The sequence below is a fragment of the Desulfofustis glycolicus DSM 9705 genome, from assembly GCF_900130015.1.
Taxonomy (GTDB): Bacteria; Desulfobacterota; Desulfobulbia; order Desulfobulbales; family Desulfocapsaceae; genus Desulfofustis; species Desulfofustis glycolicus.
This window is the reverse complement of sequence record NZ_FQXS01000001.1, coordinates 19,426-42,858: the sequence shown is the minus strand read 5'-3', so window position 1 is coordinate 42,858 and position 23,433 is coordinate 19,426. Positions and strand designations below refer to the sequence as shown.

The following is a 23,433-nucleotide window of genomic DNA, read 5'->3' as shown; positions in this document are numbered from 1 at the left end:
CGTCTGATGGTTTACTCCCGGTGATGGGCCGGGAAATAGAGGCGAAACGTCATTCCCTCACCGGGAGTGCTGATCACGTCGATGAAGCCGTCGTTCTGCATGACGATGCCGTGTACCGTGGGCAGGCCGAGCCCCGGTCCCTGGCCGACTTCCTTTGTGGTGAAAAAAGGCTCGAAGACGATTTCCAGGACATTCTGGTCCATTCCCGGGCCATTATCGTTGATCGAGAGCACCACGTAGCCGCCGGGAACCGCGTCGGATCGATGGGTGCAGGCGCTCCTGTCAATTTCCTCGTTGCCGGTTTCGATGACGACCGAGCCGACCCCGGCGAGGGCGTCCCGGGCATTGCTGCACAGATGGGAGAGAATCAGCCCGATCTGGTCCGGGTTGATGACGATCGGCCATAGCGCAGCGCCGGGGCGCCAGGATAGGGTGACGCTCGCACCGATCAGTTGCCGCATCATCGGCAGCAGACCGTTGATGATATCGTTAAGATCGATTGTTTCGCTCGCTGCCGTTTGCCGCTGGGCGAACGCGAGTATCTCACCGGTCAGGTTCGCCGACCGCGTGGCGGCGGTCATGATCTGTTCGAGATGATAGCGCAGCGGGTTGCCGGGGCTCGCGTCTTCCAGCGCCATTTCCGCCTGGCCGATAATAACCCCGAGCATATTGTTGTATTCGTGCGCCACCCCGCCGGCCAGACGGCCGAGGGCTTCGAGCCTGCGTGCCTGTCGATAGCGGGCTTCCATTTCCTTGTGCCGACTGATGTCGATGTGCGCTCCGATGATTCGGGTTGGTTGACCGTCCTCGTCGTGATGGATCGATGCCCGGGCGAAAAACCAGTGATAGCTGCCTTCGGGAGCCAACAGACGATATTCGAGATCGTAGGAGCCATTGCCTTCGGCGATTGCTTCGTCCTTGACGATTCTGGCCTGTTCCAGATCTTCGGGATGTAAACGGGCTCGCCAGTCGGAGAGATCAAGCACTTCCTCGCAGAGCCCGCGGCCATTTTCAGCTTCCCACTCCAGCGTCACGTGCAGGGTATCGTCGGTCAGATTCCAGTCCCACAGGCCGATGCGCGCGGCCTTGAGCGCGGCGTCGAGACGAAGAGACGTCTCTTGAGAATAGCGGTAGGCGTCCGTTAATTGATCTCGGGAGAGCTGGTGCTGCCGAAGTGATTCCAGGCGACTCTCGAGCTTCAGGGCCGGACGCTGCTCGGATAGGTAAACATCCGGGTGGATGTAGTAGGGATTTTCGATCACCTCGGGTCCGATAACGACAAACGGATGGGTGTCGATAACCGCGTTGAGCAGATCCGGGGAAAAACGGCGGCGATCATACTGACAGATGGCCAGCGCAGCGCTGCCCGGAATAATCCGATTCAGCTTCGCCTCATACTCGATCAGCCCCTCCGAGCCCGGTGCGCCTCTGAGCATCCAGGTCATTTCTCCGGTTATGCGCAGAGCGGCATAGCCGTCTTCCACTGCCTGCCGTGTTGCCTGCCGGAGCAGGGTGAGCATTGTCTCCGGATCGAAGGAGCCGCCCAGCAGATAGGTCTCTTCCGCGGGCAAGATCAGCAATTGGCCGGAGGCACAATATGGCTCCGGATCGATGCCGTCTTGCTGGAGATAGCGGCGGATCTGCGCTGTGGTCCGGGTATCGACGATATAGAGAACGCGTTCGTTTCTCTCCAGACCGCTACGGATGTACGGAGTGACCAGCGCGCGGTGCTCCGCTTCGGACTCGAAGATACAGCAGAGATGATCGCCTGCTCTCAGGGCTTCGATGGTTTTCGTTTCGTGCATGAGTGGGTTTATTGCGGGATGTTCTTTCTGGTGGTCCGTGTCGTCTCGGCTGTTTTAACAATGTTCAATCAGGTTATGGAGTTCGCTGATTCGAAACGGCTTATTGAGAGCACCGCAAAACCCGTAATGGGCATAGTCGGTCAGGATCGGATCGGCGCCCGAGCCACTGGTCACGATAACGTGGGCGGTTGGCTCGATCTGCAGCAGTTCCCGAACTGCCTGAACGCCTCCCATGCCACCTGGTATGGATAGATCCATGAACACCAGATCGAAGGGGGCACCGTTTTGTCTGGCCTGCCGGAACCGTTCGGTGGCTTCCCGGCCGTCGGCCGCTTCGCAGCAGAGGTGCCCGCGCATTCTGACCAAGTCACAGACCAGATTGCGATTCGTTGTTTCATCGTCCATGACCAGGATACGTTTTGCCCGTGCCTTCCGTGGCGGCTCTTTCATGGCTATTCGTCTGGATGAAGGACCTTGTCGATATCGAGCATGCCGATCAACAAGGAATCGGTTTTGAAAACCCCGGAAAAGTACTTTCCCTGGATGCCCCGCATGTTGGCCGGCGGCTTTTCCTGCTTATCCAGCGCGACCTCGACCACGTCACCGATGCGGCTGACCAGAAAGCCGGCGCTGCCGTCAAAGGAGTTGACGATGATATTGCGCGCGTTGTCGGTTGAGTCGGTTTCTCCGAGGCCGAGTTTTTTGGCCAGGTCAATGATGGTGACGATTTTGCCGCGCAGGTTCAGTACCCCGAGGACATAGTCGGGAGCCTGTGGTACCGGTGTGCGCTGCATGATTTTGTTGATCTCCTGGATCTGCAGGATATCCATGCCGCACAATGCCTCGCCGATGGCAAAGGTGGCAAGCTCGATTGATTGTCGGGAACCGGTTGATGATGCTGTGGCCATGGTATATCCTCCGTGGCGGCAGGGGTTCGTTTGCTCTGGTTTAGCCGAGGCGCTGAGGCGCTATTCTGTTCCTCTTCAGAACCATTCGGGATAGAGCTGGCCGACCATTTCGTTGATATCGACGAGCAGGGTGGTCTGGCCGCCGATGATTGTCGAACCGGCGATGCCCGGTTGCCGCAAGGTCTCCTCGTCGGCGCGGGCGGCAATATCACGGGTGTCGATCGGGCCGCAGGCCAGTAGGCCGATACTGTGCGTCCCGAACGAAAAGACGATGACGAGCAGGTCATCCCGCTCGGCCAGCGGCTGTACCTGGGCGATATCGTCAACGCAGATCAGATGCAGGCTGCCGTCCCGGTACTGCATGACCCGTTTGGCGCCAAGATACTCGATATCGTTGCGCTTGATTTTTTCGATTCGCTCCACCTGGTCGAGCGGGATGCCGAATTGCTCCGTTTCCGAGTTGCGAAAGATCAGTACCGACCGGCTGTCTTCGGCAGTGGCAATTTGGCTTTCGGTCTCCTGTTGAACCTCGGTCGCCCGGTCGCTGCCATCGACCGAGCTGAGGTGGGCCATGGTCGCCAGGTTGGCCACATCGAGGATCAATGCGATCCGCCCGTCACCCATGATGGTTGCCCCGGCATACCCTTGGCACTGCTGCAGGTGCCGGCCGAGCGGTTTGATGACGATTTCCTCGGAGTCTTCCAGTCGATCGACGATCAGCCCGTAGGTGATCGGGCCGGCCGAGACCACGACGATATTGAGGGCGCTGTCCGTGGCGATTCGCCTGTCCGGCGACTCGCGTCGCACCGGTGGTGCATGCTGATCTGCATCTTGCTCGGGAGCGGCTGGTGCAGTGGTGAGCGGTGATTGTTTGCTGCGCCGGTCGGCGATCCGCCGGCGGCGATCGATCTTGACACTGCCGTCGTCCGGGTCGGTATAGGTGCGCTCGACACCGAGTGCGTCGGCCAGTCTTACCAGCGGCAGCAGTTTGCCGCGAAGCCGCACCACTTCAGCACTGCCGACGATTTCGATGCGCTCTTTGACCAAGTGGGCCGGGATGCGCAACAGTTCTTCCAGGTTTACCTGGGGAATTGCATAACGCTCCCCTTCGGTCAAGATCACCTGGCAGGGTATGATGGCCAGGGTCAGCGGCAGTTTGATGGAAATCGCAGTGCCTTTACCCGTTTCCGAGGTAATGTCGATCTGGCCGCCGAGTTTGTCAAAATTTGATTTGACCACGTCCATACCGACGCCGCGACCCGAAACGTCGGTCACCGTATCGGCCGAGGAAAAGCCGGGCAGGAAGATCAGGTTCATCTTCTCCTTGTCCGACATCGACTGGACCTGTTCGGCAGTGACCAATCCCTGCCGCAGAGCCAGGCTTGCCAGCTGCTCGCTGTCGAGGCCGGCGCCGTCGTCCTCGATCTCGATCACCACCTGTCCCGCCTCATGGAAGGCGCGCAACACCACGCTGCCGACCTCCGGTTTTTCTCGCTGCCGGCGTAGCTCCGGTGGTTCGATGCCGTGATCGACGGCGTTACGCACCAGATGGGTGAGCGGATCGCCGATCGCCTCGATGATGGTCTTGTCCAGTTCGACCTCCTTGCCGAAAATCGACAGATCGATCTGCTTGCCGAGCTGTGCGGCGAGATCGCGGACGATGCGGGGGAATTTCCCGAAGACGTTGCCGATCGGCTGCATCCGGGTGAGCATGATCGCTTCCTGGAGTTCGGAGGTGATCAGGTCGATGCGCTGACCCACCGCCTCGGCGCTTTTCAGGCCGCCAGAACTGATCGTCTGCAGCAATTGATTGCGGCTGAGTACCAGTTCGCCGGCGAGCGTCATCAGCGAGTCGAGCAGGCTGACATGGACCCGGATCGAGGTCTGCCGACCGGCCGAGTCGACGCCGCTTTCTTCATCGGTTGGTTTTTCCCCGGTCGACTCCTCACCGGAAAATACGGCCGAAGTGTCGATCAATTCTTCTCTGGCCGGATCGAAGGGTTCTTGGAATTTCTGGTCGCTCATCATAGGGTCTCCGCGGCGTTCAGCCCGGTGTGCATTGTCTAGTGATGGGGGAGCGGGGGGCTCCCCCATCGTCATCATTTGACGTTGCTTATCTCTGTTATCCTGGCAGTGTGATCGGCTCAGGCAACCTTGAAGCGGCGTACCAGACCGTCGAGTTGTTCGGCCAGCCGGGAGAGTTCGATAGCGCTTTCCTTGACGTTGTGACTGCCCTGGTTGACCTCCTCGGAAGTTGAGCTGATCTCACCGATATCCCTGGTAATATCGCCAATGGCGATGGAGCTTTGGGCGACGTTCTCGTTGACCTCGGCGATACCGGCCGCGGCCTGGGCGACGTTTTCCGAGATTTCCGAGGTGGCGGCCGACTGCTGCTCGACGGCGGTGGCGATGGTGGTGATGATCTCGTTGATCTCGTTGATGACCTCGGTGATATTCTTGATATCGGTGATCGTCCCGTCGGTGGTGTGCTGCATTTCCTCGATCTGGTTCTTGATGTCAATGGTGGCGTCGGCGGTCTGCTTGGCCAGTTCCTTGATTTCGTTGGCCACGACGGCAAACCCTTTGCCGGCCTCGCCGGCTCGGGCCGCTTCGATGGTGGCGTTTAAGGCGAGCAGGTTGGTCTGCTCGGAGATTTCGGTGATCGCCTCAGTGACGGTGCCGATCTTGTTGGCCGCCTGGCCGAGTTCGTTCATCTTCACCGAGGTCTTCTGCGACTGGTCGACAGCCTGCTCCGAGATGTCCTTAGCCTTGGCGGCGTTCCGGGCGATCTCGCCGACGGTGGAGGACATCTCCTCGGTGGCGGTGGCGACCATGCCGACGTTGCTGGCCGATTGTTCCATCGCTGCCGATACCGAACTCATGTTGGTGGTCATTTCCTCGGCCGCCGAGGCGACGCCGGTCGAACGGGCCGAGGCGTTCTCGGCATTGGACGACAACTGGGAGGAAACGGCGGAGAGCTCAGTGGACGACGAGGAGAGGGTGTTGACGCCGGCAACGACCTGCTTGATCATCGCCCCGAGTTCATCCACCGTCTTGCCGAGTGCCTTGGCCATTTTGCCGATCTCGTCTTCCTGGTCGATCTCCAGCTTGGAGGTGAAATCACCACCGGCCAGAACCTCGACAAAATGCATGACTTTCTGCACCGGACCGGTGATCCCCCGGGTGAGCAGGAAACCAGAGAAAATTGCCAAAACCACCCCGACGACCAAGCAGATTATGGTGATCATACGGCCGGTGGAGGCAATACCATGGGCACCTTCAACTGTCTGACGGGCGGCATTGTCAGCGATCTGCACCATCTGGTCGATGGCGGCAAAGGTTTTCGCCTGGTGGGCCGCCCCTTTTTCGAGGAGCAGGGTGCTCATGGTGGCAAATTTTTCCGCCGCGTCATCAGCTACTTCCGACATTTGGCGCATGTAATCAAAAACCTGCCGCGAGGCGGGAAGGAGCTTATTCTCGTAGAGATCCTTGGCCTGGTAATGGTCATCGCGACCGGCCAGTTCTTTGATTTCAGCGACAGTATTGTGCAGTTCGGCATGAACCGGTTTTATTTGCTCTACCAGGGCGATAATCTCCGGATTGGTGGTGTCCATATTGGCAATCCACCGACCGAGAGTGCAGGCCGTATGATCGGTGCCCCCGTCAAAGTCTCTGTTGAGAAGCATTAGCTGCCCGGTGTTGACAAGCAACTCATTGTGGGCCAGCTCAAACGAGGACATATGCAGCTTCATCTGGTCGGGGTTGGTCATATCCATGGCAATCAGCTGTTTGGAGATGTCGGCCGCTTGGTTGTTGACCCCGACCCATTGGCTGATAGAGGTGGAAAACTCCTGCCATTCCGCCTTGACCTCACCCATGATCGGCAGGGCGGCGAACTCATCCCTGGCCGCGGCATAGATCTTTCGTGCCTCGAGCAGGTGCTGGTGGGAAAGCTCGAGCTGCTCTTTCGAGGCATAGGGGGTGAGCAGGGTACGCATCGAAGCGGCGATGGTGGCCGTCTGGCTTTTGACGGTGAGAATATTCTCGACCGCCGGCAGCTGTTCCGTGCCAAGCTGCTCAGTTTCATGGTCAAGCTTGTCCTGCTGAACGATGGAAAGGATGCCTACCACGAGGATGATCAGGGCGGTGAGCAGAAAACCGCCGAGCAATTTCACGCCGAGATTGATGTTTTTCATAGTGCGTCACCTTGCCGAGGAGGGTTATTGCTGCACCGTGGAAAATTTAAAATATTTTTGACTTAGCCAGCACCAAAGCTAAACTTCTCACTGCCAACAGCAGATTGTCGGACGGGCTACCTGAATATTATCTTAAACATCATAAAAACTCAATTTTTTGGAAAAGTTGTAATTCCATGTCTATGTTGAGCGGTACTTGATGTAAGCTCACTTTCTAATGAGAGAAAATAAGAAGCGCAGGACATTGGCGTCCTGCCGATCCTCGCAAGATTCAGGTACCGTTAAAGGAGGAGCTATGCCAGCTGCTTGAGGAGACTGTCGGTGAACGGTTTGTCTTTTCGTTGTGGAGAGTTTTAGCGGAATGATGCCAAGAAATATGAGAGAGATATGGCGGCAGGCGAGTGGTCATTTTACCTCCCAAGGCATGATTGTCCAGGTCTAGATCGTTACCGGCGGTTGGGTTTTCCGCGGCGAAAAAGCGAGAAGCCCAGATGAAAGCCACGGGGATACAGGCAAACGTGCAGGGCGCAGCTCGTTGCGACAATGGGAGGTATGTTTGCCACCGCATGTTTCAAGCCGATCACGCTCCTGGCGAAGCGTGATGGATATCGCATTGAAAGCGTCGGTCAACTCGGCCGGTGCCGCTGCCGGCATGCGTGACACCGCAGGCAGCTCTTCTGGATGACTTGAAGATTTTCGATCCGATCTTTACCACCAAGGACAAGGAAAAAGGGACCGGCATGGGCCTGTCGATCGTCTACGGTATTGTCGCTGAATACGGCGGTGTTCTGACCGTGGACAGCGAAGTGGATCAGGGCACCACCTTCCATGTCTTCTGGTCCTGCTCCCGGCAACAGAGTTTCATACCGGCGCAGGACAGCGAATCCTTGCCGGGCAGAACGGAGCGGATTCTCTTTGTCGATGATGAGCGGCTGCTCCTGGAGATGTCCGCCAAGATGCTCGAGCGTTATGGCTATACCGTGACTTCGGTGACGGACGGACAGCGCGCCTATGATTTTTTTTGCGCTGATCCGCTGCGCTTCGACCTGGTTATCACCGATCAGACCATGCCCGGCATGACCGGTCTGGAACTGGCCGGCAAGTTGCTGGCCCGTAAACCTGAATTGCCGATTATCCTCTGTACCGGTTATAGTGCTGCCATCAATGAGGAAAAGGTCAAGAAAGCAGGGCTGCACGGCCTGATTTTCAAGCCGCTGCTCAAAAAAGACATGACGGTGCTGATCCGCTCTGCACTTGCCGCCGCCCTGCCTGAGTCGCCTGGGTCCGAGCCGGTCGGCGAGCCGACCTCTCTGGGCGGTTGACCCCACACGAAAGACACGGCGATTAACGGGATAATCATGGATACATCTGCCGAGTCGGTTTTGACTGCTTCGTGCCTGTCTTGAGCGGACCGTGTTATCTACCTGAGTCTCAATGGGGAGCGCTTCACTCTTCCTCATCATACAGATCGCCGTAGAGTTTCCTGGCGCAGTTAGGGCAGATGCCGTGGGTGAATTCGGCGTCGGAGTGGCGTTTGACGTAGGATTCCACCTCCTCCCAGGAGCCGGTGTCGTTGCGGATCTTTTTGCAGCTGGCGCAAATGGGAAGCATGCCGCTCAGGGTCTTGATGGTCTCCATGCTTGCTGCAGTTTGCTGATCAGCCGGTCGCGCTCCCGTTCGGCCCGGATGATCCGCGCGACCGACTCGACGCGGGCGAGCAGTTCCCGGTTAGGCAACGGCCGCGTAATATAGCCGTCGGCGCCGCTTTCCAGGCCTTCCGACTGATCGTCCGAGGTGGTCATTGAGCTCGACAGCATGACCACGTAGACGGCCTTGAGCGATTCGTCGTTTTTGATCCGCCGACAGATTTCATAGCCGAGTAGATCCGGGAGCTCAACGTCGAGCAGTACCAGGTCGGGAAGGTGTTGGCGAACAGTCGTCAGGCAGCTTTGGCCGTCGACGGCTTCGTGGACCGTGGCCCCGACCGAGCGGAGCACGCGGGTGGTCGCCCACAAAAGGTCCGGTGTGTCATCGACGACAAGATGGTAAGATCGGCAGGCATCGTCTCAGGTTCCATGAAAGTTTTGCGATACAGGCATTGACGTGTCGATCGGATCGATATCAGTCAAGGCCGTGAAAAAGGGGATATGGGTAATCAGCCAACTGTAGAACGGGCCGATTTCGCTAAAGACCGGTGCCGATAGCTCGGCACGAAGGTGTTCCCGCCAGGTGTCCAGGTTCGCTGGCCAATAGATCGGTGCGAAGCCGTGGGAACGATAGGTCCTGAAGACCCAGAGCACGGTGTCGACCAGGATTTTGGGACGGTAGCCCTGCCACAGAGATTCCATGAACAGCGAAAAGTTGCGATTGTTGTCCTCGCTCATCAACCGGCCGGCAGGACCCACCAGTTTTTCCAGATCGGGGCGTTGAGCCATGGTGCGATTGACCGCGGCTGCCAGCACTTCCCGCTTTTCCGAAAAGGCGGCGGTCGCCTCCGCAGACGGTTGTTTGAGTTGCGCGGCGTCGGCGATCAGTTCCTCGCGGTTCATGATTGTTTCTCCTGATGGTCTTGGTGGGTCGGAATGGAAAAACTGAAACACGCACCATGTCCCGGTCGGCTGTCGACCCGGATGGTGCCGCCGTGGGCGGTGACGTTTTTTTTCGAGATGGCCAGGCCCAGCCCGGTGGAGCGGGATGTTGCCGTTTTGCCGGCTTTCCCCCGGCTGAAGGGAAGGAAAAGCGCGGCGGCCTCGTCGCTGTCGAGTCCGGGGCCGCAATCCGTTACGGATACCTGCCAGTTGGTGCCGACCTGCGCCAGTCTGATGCGCACCTCGGAGTGATCCGGGGCGTGTTCGATGGCGTTGGCGACCAGGTTGTTGCAGACCTGTTCGATCTTGTAGTGATCGATCTCGGCGATGATCGGTGCCGGCGGTTGCTGAACGATCAGCGAGATGCCCCGTTTTCGGGCCATGATAGAGTCGGATAGATTGCCGCCAGGGTTCGTTCGGTGATGGTGGTGGCGAGATGTTCGGTGGCCACGGAGACCCGGTTGTGTTCCCATAACTCGCCGATCCGGTAGAGCGATCGTTGCAGCAGATCGACATACATGACAATCGGCCGAACCTGCTCGTCGAGCAGTCCGTCGATTATCTTCAGGCAGGTGCAGCTGTCGCCGCGCAGCAAGGCCTCGAGATACCGATCGTAGACGTCTTCGCTGATCATTGAGCACTTATGTACATTTTCCGTCATTTCATTCCGACCGCATGTGGTACTGGCGGCCCTGTGTTTACGGGGCAAACTGATTGGAGTATAGTTTGCATGGCAAAGAAGCGCAAATTATTGCGCTGCTCCGGTTTGATTTTACGGTGCGACCCGGTTGATCCATAACGCCGGGAAAACCGCATCTGCCCGGTCGGCTGTCGGCCGGGGTGATGCAACCGTTGGGGTGCGCAACGCTTTCGGTAATCACGGACGATATGGACGTAGCACAGCTTAACAGTCTTGATCAGCGCTTCGTTGGCCGCATTATCGATTCGATGGCCGACGGGGTGTTCACCATGGACGAGCAGGGCCGGATTACCTCCTGGAACCGCTCGATGGAACGGATCAGTGGCTATTCTGCGGCCGAGGCGGTGGGCCGGACCTGCGCGATTCTCAGCTGCAGTCGCTGTTTCGGGACGAGCTGTCCGGCCGACATCCGGCGTTGCCGAATTTTCGAGCGGGACTCGGCCGAGGCCAAGGAATGTCAGGTTCGCCACAAACTCGGTCATGACGTACCGGTCATCAAAAACGCCAGCGTGGTGCGTGACGACAACGGCCGAATTCTCGGCATTGTCGAGACCATCACCGACCTGACCGAACTCAGTCGCGTGCGGCGGCGCGCCGAAGAGGCGGCGCTGCGGCTCGGCGAGGTACACCGGCTTGATAACATTATCGGCAAAAGCCCGGCCATGCGCGGCGTCTTCAGGTCCATCGAAGCAGCGGCGGCCAGCGAAGCAACCGTGGCTATCCGTGGCGAGAGCGGTACCGGCAAGGAATTGGTTGCCGGCGCTATCCATTTTCGCAGCCCGCGCGGCCGGCAACCGATCGTTACCGTGAACTGCAGTGCGCTCAGTGAGACCTTGCTGGAGAGTGAATTATTCGGCCATGTCAAGGGCGCCTACACCGGGGCCCTGCGCGACCGTATCGGTCGTTTCGAGGAGGCTGCCGGCGGCACGGTGTTTCTCGATGAAATCGGCGATTTGAGTCCTCTCATTCAGGTCAAGCTGCTGCGAGTGCTGCAGGAGCGTGAGATCGAGCGGGTTGGTGAATCGCGGCGTCGGTCGATCGACATCCGCATCATCACCGCCACTCACCGGGACCTGGCCGCCCTGGTAAGGGAGGGCCGTTTTCGCGAGGACCTCTATTATCGGCTGAAGGTTTTTCCCATCGTTATTCCACCGCTTCGGGAGCGCCGTGAAGACATCCCGCTGCTGATCAGCCATTTTATCGATGCATTTAACAGGAAGACCGGCAAGCATATCGTCGATGTCGCCCCGGCGGTGATGCGGTTGTTTCTCGACCACGACTGGCCGGGCAATGTACGGGAACTGGAACATGCCATCGAACACGCCTTCGTGCTGTGCGGCCGCGACCGGATCGATGTCGATGATCTCCCCGTCGAGCTGCGCCACGGTCCGCCTCCGCCCACCACTCTGCGAGGTTCGACCGGACCGGCGAGCAGTGGTCGGCCGCTGCTGACCAGAGTGGTATTGATCGAACTGCTTGACAGCTGTGGGTGGAACAAGGCCGAGGTGGCGCGCCGGGTCGGGCTGAGCCGAACGGCTATATGGAAATATATGAAAAAATGGAATATCCCCTTGCAGCGACACGAGACGACGACCAGCTGAGCACACCTTCCGAGTTGAATTCCTGACGCCAAGTAACGTTACAGGTAACGTTAGTAACGTTACTTAGCCGTTCTTTTTTCTCCGTGCCATTCCGCTTCGCCTTTTCCAGGGCTTTCTCCTGTTTTCTATTTGTTTTTCTATATCTAATGGTTAACGGGAATAGGGCCGTTATTTTCTGGTGTCGGCAGGCATGGGCATAGTTTTTGTTTATCAGTAATCATTCCCCCGGGCTGGCCGGTTCTGTCGGAGGCTGCATCGCGAAGGCCCGGCGGGCCGGAGGATCAGGCCCGTAGGGCTACGGACAGGACGTCCGTAGCCGGCGGCCAGGCCATGGATGGCCTGTCTGCCGGCCTCGGAGGCCAGCCGATCAGGCCGCAGCGCAGCAGCTGGAGGCAGGACCGGCCCGCCCTTCCGCCATGAGCCGATTTTTATTGTTCATTGTGACATCATGTCACAGATCATGCTGAAAGGAGAAGGACGATGACCACCGATCATCTCTATTGTGCTGAAACGAAGAAAAGTCCGGCCCGTTTTGCCGCCGACTTCAAAGATGTTGCCGGCCGCCAGGGGTTTATCGTGGCTAATGAGAGCCACATGGACATGGCCCGTGCCTTTCGAGACCATGGTGCCGGTGTTGATGAAGGTTTCGACCTGCATATGCTGCAGGTCTGCAAGCCGGACAAGGCAGCCGGCAGCCTGCAGGCCAATCCGGAGCGAGCCATCCTGATGCCCAAGTTTGTCATGGTCTTCAGCGATGAACAGGCGACCAAGGTGCGGTTTCATCATTATTGCCGGGAGACAATCGCCTCCCTGGTAAACTGTCCGACGTTTCCCGACTCACTGGCCGAAACCTATCAGAAGATTATTGCGATGATCGACGAGGCTGCCGCCTGCTCAGAGGTCTCTGCGGCGCCTGAAGATTTTACGCCGGAGAACCGGCAAGGGGTGTCAGTATGATCAAGCTATTACGCATTCTGCAAAAAAATCTGGTCTGGGCCATCCCGATCGCGATGGTACTCGGCCTTGTGGGCGGCGGTTTTCTCTTTGATGCCGCGCCGCTGAAGACCTTTATCATCCCGATAACCTTTGTCATGGTCTATCCGATGATGGCCACCCTCCAGGTGCGCAGCATCTTTTCCGGCCATGATCTCCGGCTGCAGGTGACTACACAGGTGATCAATTTTCTACTCGTGCCGCTAGTCGTGTACGGCCTCGGCAGATTGTTCCTGCAGGGCGAAGAGATGAAGTACGGCCTGTGGGCGGTCGGCTTGTTTCTGATCGGGGTGCTGCCGGCCTCGGGTATGACCATTTCCTGGACCGGTTTTGCCGGCGGCAACAAGGAAGCGGCCACCAAGATGCTGGTCTTCGGCCTGATCATCGGCGCGCTGGCAGCACCGGTGTATACCCGGGTATTCATGGGAGCTACCGTGCATGTCGACATGTTGCACATGTTCCAGCAGATCTGCCTGTTTGTCTTTGTCCCGTTGATTGCGGGTTTGCTGACGCAGCGGTATCTGGTCAAGAAGCATGGTGCCAAGGCCTGGGCCGAAGTCTACAAGCCGCTATTTCCACCGTTCTCGGCACTGGGCGTGACGATGATCGCCTTTGTCGCGATGGCCCTGAAGGCCAAGACTATCCTTGCCGACCCGAGTGACCTGCTGGTTATCGCCGCGCCGCTGGTGGTCTTTTACCTGCTCAATTACGTGGTACTGTCAGTGATCGGAAAATTGTTCTTCACCCGGGAAGACGCCATTGCCATGGTCTTCGGGGTGGTCATGCGTGATCTGTCCATCGCTCTGGCGATCGCGATGACGGCTTTCGGTCGCGACGGTTCGACCATCGCGCTGCTGATCGCGCTGGCATATGTTTTTCAGATTCAGTCGGCGGCCTGGTACATCCGACTGGTGCCGTGGATCTTTGGCCAGGCGCCCGCGAAAAAGCAGGTTGCCGTTGCCGTGTCACGCTGATTTTCTCCCCTTCCTTCCCCCCGCGCGGGTCGTTTCTGATTGCCGAGGCGACCCGCCCTCCCTGTAGGGTGTCGCTCAACCCGCTGTTTGCAAGTGCTCACGCCGGAAAGCGGAATATCGTTATCCTCCAACTATACGTTATATAATCGCTCTCCAGTATCGATCAACGCTCATCATCACATGAATTGATGCTGCTCTGGTCAAATCTTTTTTGTTGACAAAAACTGGCCGATTACGGTAACAAAGAGTAACATCATTACAAGAATATTTTTTTTACTAAAATTTATAATATAAAAACACAACAATATTAAAAGTTAATAAATTAAATAAAAGAGTAACAACTGTTCGTATAGGCATTGTCGTCGTGACGTGCGGACGAGTTATTTGTTGAGAGGAAGCCTCTATGCCAACTGACAAGATTGACCAGCTTCGCCGGAAACGGCAGAGAATCTCGCTTGGCGGCGGACAGGAGCGGATCGACAAGCAGCATGAAAAGGGAAAACTGACTGCCCGCGAGAGGTTGCAGTACTTGTTCGACGCCAACTCCTTCGTCGAGCTTGACGCCTTTGTCGCTTGTCGCTGCACCAACTTCGGGATGGACAAACTCGGCTTTGAGGGTGAATCGGTGGTTACCGGTTACGGTCGGGTTGACGGCAGGCTCGTCTATGCATTCTCTCAGGACTTCACCGTTACCGGCGGGGCGCTGGGTGAGATGCATGCCCGCAAGGTGGTCAAGGCGATGGATGCGGCGGTGAAGGTCGGGGCGCCGATCGTCGGGCTCAACGATTCCGGTGGTGCCCGTATCCAGGAGGCGGTGGACGCGTTGTCCGGCTATGGCGAGATTTTTTATCGTAACGCAATTTACTCCGGCGTTATCCCGCAAATATCAGCGGTTATGGGGCCCTGTGCCGGCGGCGCAGTATACTCGCCGGCCCTGACCGACTTCATCTTCATGGTCGACCGGACCTCGCAGATGTTCATTACCGGCCCGCAGGTGATCAGCACCGTGACCGGGGAGCAAGTCAGTGCCGAGGATCTCGGTGGGGCGCTGACCCACAACAAGGTCAGCGGCAATGCCCATTTCATCGCCGAGTCCGATCGCGACTGTCTGGCAGCTATCCGTCAGTTGCTTGGTTATCTGCCCGGCAACAATATGGAAAACCCGCCGCGGGCGCCTTCTGGCGACGATCCGAACCGGATGGTCGAGGCCTTTGATACGATAATCCCGGAAACTCCCAACAAGCCTTATGACATGCATGAAATCATCAAGTTGCTTGTCGACGACGGCCGATTTCTTGAATACCAGGCGCTGTTCGCACCCAATCTGCTCACCGCCCTGGCCCGGATCGACGGTCGTCCGGTGGGGATTATCGCCAACCAGCCGGCGGTGATGGCCGGCTGTCTCGACATCAACGCCGGTGATAAGGCGGCCCGCTTTATCAGGACCTGCAGCGCCTTTAACCTACCGTTGCTGACCTTTGTCGACGTGCCCGGTTTTCTGCCCGGCGCCGCGCAGGAATACGGCGGCATTATCCGTCATGGTGCAAAAATACTCTACGCCTACAGCGAGGCGACCGTACCGAAACTGACCGTCATTACCCGCAAGGCCTACGGTGGTGCTTATGTGGCCATGTGCTCGAAATCACTCGGGGCCGACCTCGTCTTTGCCTGGCCGACCGCCGAAATTGCAGTCATGGGATCGGAGGGAGCGGTCAACATCATTTTCAAAAAGGATCTCGATCGGGCCGAAGACAAGCAGGCGGCCAAGCAACAGATTCTGAAAAATTACGAGGCGGAGTTTGCCACGCCGTACAAGGCGGCGGAGCGTGGTTTCGTTGATGATGTGATCGAGCCGCGGACGACACGGCAGCGGGTCATCGATGGGTTGGTCATGCTTGCCGGCAAACGGGAGCGTCGCCCGGCCAAGGTGCACGGCAACATACCGTTGTAAACAGGAGAGGGAGATGGATATCAGCGAATTGCTGGCAAAATTCGGTGACCCGGCGACCATCGGCAGCTTGAGCTTTGCTGACAAGATGCTGGCCGGACTGGTTGCTACTGTGCTCGGTATGGGCGTCACGTTTGTTGCCCTGATAGTGCTCCATGGCGTTATCGTGCTGCTTGGCAGACTAACGGATCAACCGGCCGTTGAGCAACCGACTGAAACGGAAAAAGAACCGTCAGCCGAGGCAATCGGTGCCGACACCGTCGCCGCGATCACCGCGGCGCTGGCCCTGGTGCTGAGGACGTCGCCGGACAGTCTGGTGGTCAGGGAAATCAAACGGGTTGAGGACACGGCGCCGGCCTGGGGGCGGGTCGGTTTGATCGAACGATTACGCAGCGGTGATTGACCGTATAACGAGTTATGACGGTTGGAGGATGAGCAATGAGACGATTCAGGGTGGTGGTCAACGGTAGTGAATTTGAAGTAGCCATCGAAGAAATCGCCGGGGCTGGGGCCGCCGCTGACGTGGTGGCCGCAGTTCCGGCGCCGCGGGAAGCCGGGACAAGTTCTGCAGCGCCGGCGGCCCGGCCGGTCAGCCGGGCGGCCGCAGTATCACCGACCGGTGCCATCATTGCCCAGATGCCGGGAACCATCGTCGGGGTCGAGGTGAGTTCTGGCGACCGGGTAACCAGGGGGCAGACCCTGCTCATCCTCGAGGCGATGAAGATGGCCAACGAGGTGGTAGCACCGGCCGACGGGGTCGTCGGCGAGGTCAAAGTGGTCAAAGGGGCCTCGGTCAACGCCGGCGACGTGCTGGTTGTCCTGACCTGAGCCGGGAGGATCAGCCATGGGTGCGGCCTTACTGGAATTTTGTCGGACGACCGGCGTCTACGGTCTTAGTTTCGGAGCGATCCTGATGCTCGGGGTCGCCTGCCTGCTGCTCTATCTGGCCATTGTCCGCGGCTTCGAGCCGCTGTTGTTAGTGCCGATCGCTTTTGGCGTGCTGCTCACTAATCTCCCCTTTGCCGGCCTGATGAAGCCGCCGGTCCTGGAGATCACCGCGGCAGCGGTTCACACCGTTGAACCGGGCGGGTTGCTCTACTACCTGTTCCAGGGCGATCACCTGGGTATCTTTCCGCCGTTGATCTTCCTCGGGGTCGGCGCCATGACCGATTTCGGGCCGCTCATCGCCAACCCGCGGTCACTGTTGCTCGGCGCGGCGGCGCAGTTCGGCATCTTTATCACCTTTATCGGGGCTATCGCTTCGGGGCTGTTCACCGCTCAGGAAGCCGCGTCGATCGGCATTATCGGTGGGGCCGACGGTCCGACCGCGATCTTTCTGTCGTCCAAACTGGCGCCACACCTGCTCGGGGCCATCGCCATCGCTGCCTACTCCTATATGGCTCTGGTGCCGATCATTCAGCCGCCGATCATGAAGATGCTGACCAGCAAAGCGGAGCGGAGTATCCGGATGAGCCAGTTGCGGCACGTTTCGAAAAAGGAGAAAATTCTCTTTCCGATCATCGTTACCATCATCGTCAGCCTTATCGTGCCGGCCGCAGCAACCCTGGTCGGCATGTTGATGCTCGGCAATCTCTTTCGGGAATGCGGGGTGGTGGGCCGTCTCGAGGACACGGCAAAAAATGCGCTCATCAACATCATCACCATTTTTCTCGGGGTCACCGTCGGGGCGACCGCTACAGCTGAGCAATTCCTCAAGGTGGAGACCCTGGCCATTCTCCTGCTCGGCGTAATCGCTTTTGCCATGGGCACGGCCTCGGGCGTCTTGCTGGCCAAGGTGATGAACAAGTTTTCAAGGACCGGCATCAATCCACTGATCGGTTCGGCCGGTGTCTCGGCGGTGCCGATGGCCGCCCGGGTATCGCAAGTGGTCGGCAGCAAAGAGGATCCGACCAATTTCCTGCTGATGCATGCCATGGGGCCAAATGTTGCCGGGGTCATCGGGTCTGCCGTTTCGGCCGGGGTACTGTTGTCGCTTTTTGGTCATTGACAGACGGCGGATTTGCGGTAAAAGACGATCCGATATAGTCGAATTACAGGTAGTTTTCTCCAGATCAGTCAATCAGGCCCAATGAGTAGATCGTTTCACCCCGATGTCCATGAACGTCTCGAGCGGGCGGTGCTGGACGTTTTTTCCAACGCCGATTTTCACCAGGCCAGCATCCGTGATGTGGCCAGCAAGGCCGGGGTGAGTTTTACGACGATTTACAAGCACTACGGCAGCAAGGAGCGGCTGGTGTTCGCTTTTGTCGATATCTGGATGGGCAAACTCACCGACCGGATTGTCGATCACCTGCAGGGCATCGAGGACATGAAGGAGAAGCTGCGCAAGGTCTTCTGGCTGCAGCTCGACTATTACGAGCACCATGTCGGCCTCGGTCGCATCGTCTTCATGACCTTGCCGATGAACACCTGGATGGCCGATCAGACCTTTGCCCAGCCGCGGATGATGGGTCTGATGATCGAGGTGCTCAAGCAGGGCCAGCGGGAAGGAGTGCTTAATCCGCACGTAAGAGCCGGCGCACTGCTCGATTTTCTGATGGGATTTGTCCAGCGCAGTTTCTTCATGTGGATCCTGCGTGGCCGCCAGGAAAGTCTGGCAGGCCAGGCGGCGGTGATGTTCGATATGGTCTGGCGCGGCATGGCCAATCCGGATCGCGTCGAGGATCAGTAAGCCGTGGCCGGGGAACAGGAAGGGCAGATCATCGCGGACGTGGAGAAACCGCTGGTACTCAGTGACGAGCTGCTGATCAATCGCGGCCGGGGGCGTCTCTGTTTTCGTCATCCCACCGATCGGTCCCTGGTGATCAAGGTGCCGGCCGGCACCGGGAATGCCGATCAGTCGGCCAATCGCAAGGAGTGGCAAGGGTACCGGGATCTGATCCGCCGACATGGCCGGTTGTCCTGCATCAGTCATTGCCACGGCTTTGTCGCCACCGATCGCGGCACCGGGCTGGTCTGCGATTGTATTCGTGATGCCCATGGCACCATCGCCCGGTCCATCTACGATATCATCGTCTTTGACGATGCGTGCGATATTACGCGGGTTCTGGCCGTCGCCGAGATATTTGGCCGATACCTGCTTGAACGAGATATCCGCCTCTTTGATCTCAATCCGAAAAACATCGCCTTGGTCCTGGAACAGGACGGCGGTTATCGAGCCGTTGCGCTGGATCTGAAAGGCCGATTTGACAATAACGAATTCATCCCGTTGTCAAGCTATGTCGGATTTTTTGCCAGGCGGAAAATGCGGCGGAGAACACGGCAGCTGCTGGAGCGGATTCGATTTTTTCACGAGCACCGGGATCGCTACCGGGCGCGACAGCACCACCGACAACGCGACGGTCTGTAGAGAAGGCTGCTGGGCGGGACAAAAAGAGGATCCGCATGCAGACACGATCTGCCTGCATGCGGAAGGCTGGAAGCGAGTTAATACTCGTTATTGTCTCTCGGGTTGAACTCGGCGTTTTCCACCCACCACTCCGGTTTCTGGACCATGTCCAGCAAACTCTCGCAGGTTCTCAGGTGGTAGCTTTCCTGTTTCATCAGGGCCTCGAACAGCTTTTTGCTGGTCGGGTCGGTCGCCTCGGCGAATTTTTCCTGGTAGAAGGCGATGCCCCGTTTCTCGATTTCGACGGCCTTGCGGTAGTCTTCAACCGCGTCTTCGGACAATGAAGTAAAATCCTTGTCCTGCTTCATCTCGTCGAAGACGGTCTTGATATCTAGCGCCACGCCTTCCTGCGGCTCGACGTTCATCCTCTTCTGCAGTTGCTCGATGGCCTTGCGGTGTTTCACTTCATCCTCGGCAAGCAGCAGCAGGACCTTTTTCACCCCGGCAGCCGGGGTATTATCAGCCATTTTGCGATACAGCGCTTCGGCGTCTTTTTCCATCTGAATGGAAAATGCAAACGGATCCATTGAGACCTCCTCTCCGGTGGATAGTGTCGGCCGTCGTGAAAACCTCGTACCTCCATGCAACGCGGAGGTTGGTCGGAAATGCCGGTATTCAGGGCAGCCTGTCGTTTTGCTGTTTGGTCCACTTTATAATCATCTTGCCATTACCACAAGTGAATTCACGGTATGAAAACAAGTATCAGTGCTTTTGATCGACGGCTTTCTGGTCAGAATGTAAGAGCATCGCCAATAGCTGCTGTGTGCCCTGTGTCTTCTTGGTTGATTATAATGTCTGTTATTGTAGTGAGATATGCTGCATTATCCGGGAGCTGGTATTTTAGAATAACGGTCAGACCAGACCGCTTCTGAGCATCGTAATGGCTCGCTTGTCATAGGGGGCAAAGGGGAATCCGGCGATCTCGTCGGCGGTGATAAAGTGGTGGGCGTCATGCTCCAGCAGCGTGATATCGGCCGGGTCGATGGAGCCGGAAATGGGAATGAACTCTGCCGAGAGGTGGCCCAAGGTAAAGCGATAGCCGGCAAACACTCGGGCGATGATAATCGGCGCGTCGAGTTCCTCGCGCATCTCGCGTCGCAGGGCAGCCGGGTCAGATTCGCCGGGCTCAACCTTGCCGCCGGGAAATTCCCAGAGACCACCGTAGCGTTTATCGGTCGAACGCCGGGCGATCAGAATACGCCCCGTGTCGTTGAAGAGCAGGCCGACGACCACTCTGACCGGCGGATCAACGGCTATCATCGGCGGTCTCCCAGTCTGGCGGTGCTGGGCCGGCGTAGCGGCAGACGAGACGCTGTTGCAGAAGACAGTGGCGGGGACAGATCATGATTTTCCTTTGCAGTGGCAAAATTGCCTGCACCGTTCAACCACTCCGTCACCGCATCGAGGTGTGCAGATTACGGCGTGTTGGCGTAGCGAACGGGCTGGTCGGTCCTGCTTCCGGTTGCGGACATTCTGTCCGCAACCCTTCGGGCCTGATTCTCCGGCCTGTCGGTCCTTGGCGCTGCAGCATCCGATAAAACCGACCGGTCCAGGGAACTGAGTTCCATGTAAATAATAACCATTGAGCCATTTGTAAAACAATCTTTTCGCCCAAACTCTGCGTTATGCTCAAAATTTTATCCTCGGAATATCAACTATATGCCTGTGGTAAAATTTTTCGCATGCCTTGATTTTGAACGAAAATCTAAGTTTTGCAAAAGGCTCCATTGTCAGGTTTATGTAAGGGGGAAGGATGTTTTGCACCCGTCGATCGGCGACCGGGACGGTTGACAATCAAGGGATGGGGTTGCCGTGCGGACCGACCTTCGGCTGGCCAAGCTTTTCGTCGAGGTACTCGACGGCCTCACCGCCGAGATGTTCCAATTGGTGCGCGGTGGAATGGACCTCCCTGGCAGGTGTGCCGATGGTCGCCAGGTATGCCTCCCAGAGGCGATGGGCGCGCAATACCTTGTCCGCTTCCTGTCTCCCGGCGGCGGTGAGCCGGTAGCCGTCTTCGGACGCTTCCAGAAGATTGTCGCGGACCATGCGCGACAGTGCCCGTTGCAACCCTTTGCCGCTCTCGACGTAGGTGCGGATGATCGATAGCGGAGTCGGCCGGTCGTAGCGCAGGATGGTGGTCAGGATGTCCTCGACCACCTGCTGCGGAATGAGGCTGCGCAGGCGCAGCCAGCGGGCCAGCAGACCGTATTTCGGAGCCACTGTCAGGACAACGAGAAATTGCAGGGTGCAGAACAGCATGATAGCACCGCCGCCGGCCGAGTCGAGCCAGACGCAGAGATAGAGCCCGCCGATAATGCTCGTAGTGCCGAACAGGGCGGCCAGCCACATCATTCGGTCGAGTCGGTCGCTCAGCAGGTAGGCGGTGGCGGCCGGCGTAATGAGCAGGCCGACCACCAGGATGACGCCGACCATGCTTACCGCGCTGACTACGACCAGGGAGACGCAGGTGGTCAGCAGATAATCGAGCAGCAGTACCGGCAGGCCGATCGAGGCGGCCATCACCGGGTCGAAGGTGGCCAGTTGGAAGTGCCGGAAAAACAGGATCAGCAGGCTGAGCACGAAGGCACCGGCGAAGGCGCTGACCCAGAGATCCGTATCGGCGACGCCGAGGATGTCGCCCATGATGAAATGCATCAGGTCGATGTGGATGTAGTGCCGGAAAATGGAGACGACGACGACGCCGAGGGCGAAGATCCCGGTGTACATGATACCGATGGCGGTATCTTCCTTGACCCGCGAAATCCGGGCCACAAAACTGATCAGGGCGACGGTGGCGATCGCGGCCAGCAGCGAGCCGAGCAACATGCCCGGGGCGTGGGCCTCCAGTCCGAAAAGCAGCTTCATCACCAGATAGCCGCCGGCGACGCCGGCTATCATCGCATGGGACAAGGCATCGCCGAGAAAAGCCATGCGCCGCAGTACGACGAGACAACCGACCACCCCGGCGACGATGGCGACGATGCAGCCGCCGATCAGGGCCTTTTGGAAATAGGGTTCGGTCAGCGGCAGAATGAAGAGGTCGTAGAGCATCAGGCCCCCTCCTGGTCGATGACGCTGCTGAAGATCCGCAGGCGGCCTTCGTAGACTTTGCTGAGCAGATCCTCGCGCAGCACCGTGCCCGGCGGCCCGTAGGCGTAGAGACGCTGCTTGATCAGGATCAGCTTGTCGAAATACTCGGCGGCGGTCGATAGGTCGTGATGCACGACGACCAGCGTCTTGCCGGCCTGTTTGGCCCGCTCCAGCACGTCGAGAATGGCACGCTCGGTGGCCGCGTCGACGCCGGCGAACGGTTCGTCGAGCAGCAGGATGTCACTGCCCTGGGCCAGGGCTCGGGCCATGAAGACGCGCTGCTGCTGGCCGCCGGACAACTCGCCGATCTGGCGATGGCTCAGATCCTCCATGCGCACCATGGCCAGTGCTTCCCGTGCCGCCTCACGATCGACGGCGGTGGGCGAGCGGTACCACGGGATCTGTTGGTAGCGGCCCATGACCGCGACTTCCTCGACGGTGATCGGGAAATCCCAGTCCACCGTGCCGCGCTGCGGCACATAGGCGACCTCGCCCTTGACCGTTCGAGCGTCCCGGCCGTTAATCCGGACGCTGCCGATATCGGGCTTGACGAAACCGAGGATGGCCTTGATAAACGTCGACTTACCGGCGCCGTTCGGGCCGATCACGCCGACCAGCTGGTCCCCCTCGATGCGCACGCTGACGTCGAGCAGGGCCGGCCGGGCCTGATAGCTGACCGTCAGGTGCTCAACTTCGATAACCCAGCGTTTTTCAGCGGCCATCGGGACCTCCCGCATCGAGATCAAAGGAGACGACACCGGAGACAAGCGCGCCGCCCTCGGCCCAGATGGTGCGGTCGGCGATCGGCCGGCGCCCGTCCATGATCCGGACCCGGATGCCGTGTGCCGCCAGGTCATCTTCCAGCGGCGGACTGGCAACCACCATAATTTCGTTGGTGCCGACATGCAGCGAGGTCTGCGGTTCGATCAGCAGCGGCCGCCCGCGGTGCAGCTCTCCGGGGGACGGCTTGAGCAGCTGCCCGTTGATCCGGACGGTCAGCTGCGCTGCCGGCCTGGTATCGCTGCGCCGGGCAAAGGGATCAGCCGTGCCGGAAAAGGTCGGCGTCAGCTCCAGCGAGATGCGCGTCCCGGGCTGTTTCTCCAGGGCGGGGGGCTGAGCGGCGGGCGCGGCGGAAAGATCGGCGCGGTGGCTGGTGTAGGTGAACAGGCCGCCGACGAAAACAATCCAGATCAGGATGACGAGAATAAAGCGCATAGCGGC

At 58.5% G+C, this 23,433-nt stretch carries 24 protein-coding genes and 1 pseudogene; 10 read left to right on the top strand and 15 right to left on the bottom strand.

All coding sequences use genetic code 11. The annotated features are described in order from the left end of the window. Positions 1-11: 11 nt before the first annotated feature. The 5 genes from BUC26_RS00230 to BUC26_RS00200 all read right to left on the bottom strand — a co-directional run bounded on the left by BUC26_RS00230 (position 12) and on the right by BUC26_RS00200 (position 6,909). Entirely contained in the window at positions 12-1,805 is a 1,794-nt protein-coding gene (locus BUC26_RS00230; protein WP_073372825.1) for an MEDS domain-containing protein, read from the bottom strand. Positions 1,806-1,859: 54 nt separating this feature from the next. Further along, a complete protein-coding gene (locus BUC26_RS00225; protein ID WP_073372824.1) occupies positions 1,860-2,255 on the bottom strand; it encodes a response regulator in 396 nt (131 codons plus the stop codon). Between the two features lie 2 nt (positions 2,256-2,257). Continuing rightward, on the bottom strand, positions 2,258-2,713 hold the full coding sequence (locus BUC26_RS00220; protein WP_073372823.1) for a chemotaxis protein CheW: 456 nt from the start codon (positions 2,711-2,713) through the stop codon (positions 2,258-2,260). Between the two features lie 75 nt (positions 2,714-2,788). Beyond that, positions 2,789-4,741, bottom strand: a complete 1,953-nt coding sequence (locus tag BUC26_RS22580; RefSeq protein ID WP_244155744.1) for a chemotaxis protein CheA — start codon at positions 4,739-4,741, stop codon at positions 2,789-2,791. A gap of 116 nt (positions 4,742-4,857) precedes the next feature. Next, positions 4,858-6,909, bottom strand: coding sequence for a methyl-accepting chemotaxis protein (locus BUC26_RS00200; RefSeq protein WP_073372822.1), 2,052 nt, complete (start codon positions 6,907-6,909; stop codon positions 4,858-4,860). A gap of 656 nt (positions 6,910-7,565) precedes the next feature. Here BUC26_RS00200 and BUC26_RS00195 point away from each other — a divergent pair. Next, positions 7,566-8,231: a response regulator gene (locus BUC26_RS00195; protein ID WP_208609662.1), complete on the top strand. Its 666-nt coding sequence runs from the start codon at positions 7,566-7,568 to the stop codon at positions 8,229-8,231. Between the two features lie 124 nt (positions 8,232-8,355). Here BUC26_RS00195 and BUC26_RS00190 read toward each other — a convergent pair whose 3' ends face one another. From BUC26_RS00190 to BUC26_RS00170, 5 genes and pseudogenes are all read right to left on the bottom strand, one after another. Beyond that, positions 8,356-8,547: a hypothetical protein gene (locus tag BUC26_RS00190; RefSeq protein WP_073372820.1), complete on the bottom strand. Its 192-nt coding sequence runs from the start codon at positions 8,545-8,547 to the stop codon at positions 8,356-8,358. After that, positions 8,526-8,939, bottom strand: a pseudogene (locus BUC26_RS00185) (response regulator); the annotation flags it as partial. The pseudogene BUC26_RS00185 and the gene BUC26_RS00190, both read right to left, overlap by 22 nt. A gap of 36 nt (positions 8,940-8,975) precedes the next feature. Next, entirely contained in the window at positions 8,976-9,458 is a 483-nt protein-coding gene (locus BUC26_RS00180) for a hypothetical protein (RefSeq protein WP_073372818.1), read from the bottom strand. After that, on the bottom strand, positions 9,455-9,880 hold the full coding sequence (locus BUC26_RS00175; protein WP_073372817.1) for a sensor histidine kinase: 426 nt from the start codon (positions 9,878-9,880) through the stop codon (positions 9,455-9,457). Before BUC26_RS00175 ends, BUC26_RS00180 begins: the two co-directional genes overlap by 4 nt. After that, on the bottom strand, positions 9,853-10,131 hold the full coding sequence (locus BUC26_RS00170; protein WP_073372816.1) for a B12-binding domain-containing protein: 279 nt from the start codon (positions 10,129-10,131) through the stop codon (positions 9,853-9,855). The genes BUC26_RS00175 and BUC26_RS00170 overlap by 28 nt, the downstream gene beginning before the upstream one ends. Positions 10,132-10,385: 254 nt before the next feature. Between BUC26_RS00170 and BUC26_RS00165 the strand changes: the two genes are divergently transcribed. From BUC26_RS00165 to BUC26_RS00125, 9 genes are all read left to right on the top strand, one after another. Beyond that, positions 10,386-11,798 (top strand): sigma-54 interaction domain-containing protein, encoded by a 1,413-nt coding sequence (locus BUC26_RS00165; protein ID WP_073372815.1) that lies wholly within the window; start codon positions 10,386-10,388, stop codon positions 11,796-11,798. 480 nt (positions 11,799-12,278) lie between these two features. Further along, positions 12,279-12,755, top strand: a complete 477-nt coding sequence (locus BUC26_RS00160; protein WP_073372814.1) for a DUF302 domain-containing protein — start codon at positions 12,279-12,281, stop codon at positions 12,753-12,755. After that, a complete protein-coding gene (locus tag BUC26_RS00155; RefSeq protein ID WP_073372813.1) occupies positions 12,752-13,765 on the top strand; it encodes an arsenic resistance protein in 1,014 nt (337 codons plus the stop codon). Before BUC26_RS00160 ends, BUC26_RS00155 begins: the two co-directional genes overlap by 4 nt. Before the next feature lie 403 nt (positions 13,766-14,168). Continuing rightward, positions 14,169-15,716 carry an acyl-CoA carboxylase subunit beta gene (locus tag BUC26_RS00150; protein ID WP_073372812.1) on the top strand — a complete coding sequence of 516 codons (1,548 nt, stop codon included), beginning with the start codon at positions 14,169-14,171 and terminating at the stop codon, positions 15,714-15,716. Positions 15,717-15,729: 13 nt separating this feature from the next. Next, positions 15,730-16,116, top strand: coding sequence for an OadG family protein (locus BUC26_RS00145; RefSeq protein ID WP_073372811.1), 387 nt, complete (start codon positions 15,730-15,732; stop codon positions 16,114-16,116). Positions 16,117-16,151: 35 nt separating this feature from the next. Beyond that, a complete protein-coding gene (locus BUC26_RS00140; protein ID WP_073372810.1) occupies positions 16,152-16,541 on the top strand; it encodes a biotin/lipoyl-containing protein in 390 nt (129 codons plus the stop codon). A 16-nt stretch (positions 16,542-16,557) separates the two neighbouring features. Next, positions 16,558-17,721, top strand: coding sequence for a sodium ion-translocating decarboxylase subunit beta (locus tag BUC26_RS00135; RefSeq protein WP_073372809.1), 1,164 nt, complete (start codon positions 16,558-16,560; stop codon positions 17,719-17,721). Positions 17,722-17,802: 81 nt separating this feature from the next. Further along, complete coding sequence (locus BUC26_RS00130) at positions 17,803-18,405, top strand: TetR/AcrR family transcriptional regulator (RefSeq protein WP_073372808.1); 603 nt, start codon at positions 17,803-17,805, stop codon at positions 18,403-18,405. 3 nt (positions 18,406-18,408) lie between these two features. Then, complete coding sequence (locus tag BUC26_RS00125) at positions 18,409-19,083, top strand: YrbL family protein (protein ID WP_073372807.1); 675 nt, start codon at positions 18,409-18,411, stop codon at positions 19,081-19,083. Between the two features lie 77 nt (positions 19,084-19,160). Here BUC26_RS00125 and BUC26_RS00120 read toward each other — a convergent pair whose 3' ends face one another. The 5 genes from BUC26_RS00120 to BUC26_RS00100 form a co-directional block, all read right to left on the bottom strand. Beyond that, positions 19,161-19,649 carry a ferritin-like domain-containing protein gene (locus BUC26_RS00120; protein ID WP_073372806.1) on the bottom strand — a complete coding sequence of 163 codons (489 nt, stop codon included), beginning with the start codon at positions 19,647-19,649 and terminating at the stop codon, positions 19,161-19,163. A 325-nt stretch (positions 19,650-19,974) separates the two neighbouring features. After that, positions 19,975-20,382 (bottom strand): (deoxy)nucleoside triphosphate pyrophosphohydrolase, encoded by a 408-nt coding sequence (locus tag BUC26_RS00115; protein ID WP_073372805.1) that lies wholly within the window; start codon positions 20,380-20,382, stop codon positions 19,975-19,977. Positions 20,383-20,916: 534 nt separating this feature from the next. Then, entirely contained in the window at positions 20,917-22,173 is a 1,257-nt protein-coding gene (locus BUC26_RS00110; protein ID WP_073372804.1) for a metal ABC transporter permease, read from the bottom strand. Continuing rightward, positions 22,173-22,934: a metal ABC transporter ATP-binding protein gene (locus tag BUC26_RS00105; protein WP_073372803.1), complete on the bottom strand. Its 762-nt coding sequence runs from the start codon at positions 22,932-22,934 to the stop codon at positions 22,173-22,175. The genes BUC26_RS00110 and BUC26_RS00105 overlap by 1 nt, the downstream gene beginning before the upstream one ends. Continuing rightward, entirely contained in the window at positions 22,924-23,427 is a 504-nt protein-coding gene (locus tag BUC26_RS00100) for a hypothetical protein (protein WP_073372802.1), read from the bottom strand. Before BUC26_RS00100 ends, BUC26_RS00105 begins: the two co-directional genes overlap by 11 nt. Positions 23,428-23,433 lie beyond the last annotated feature (6 nt).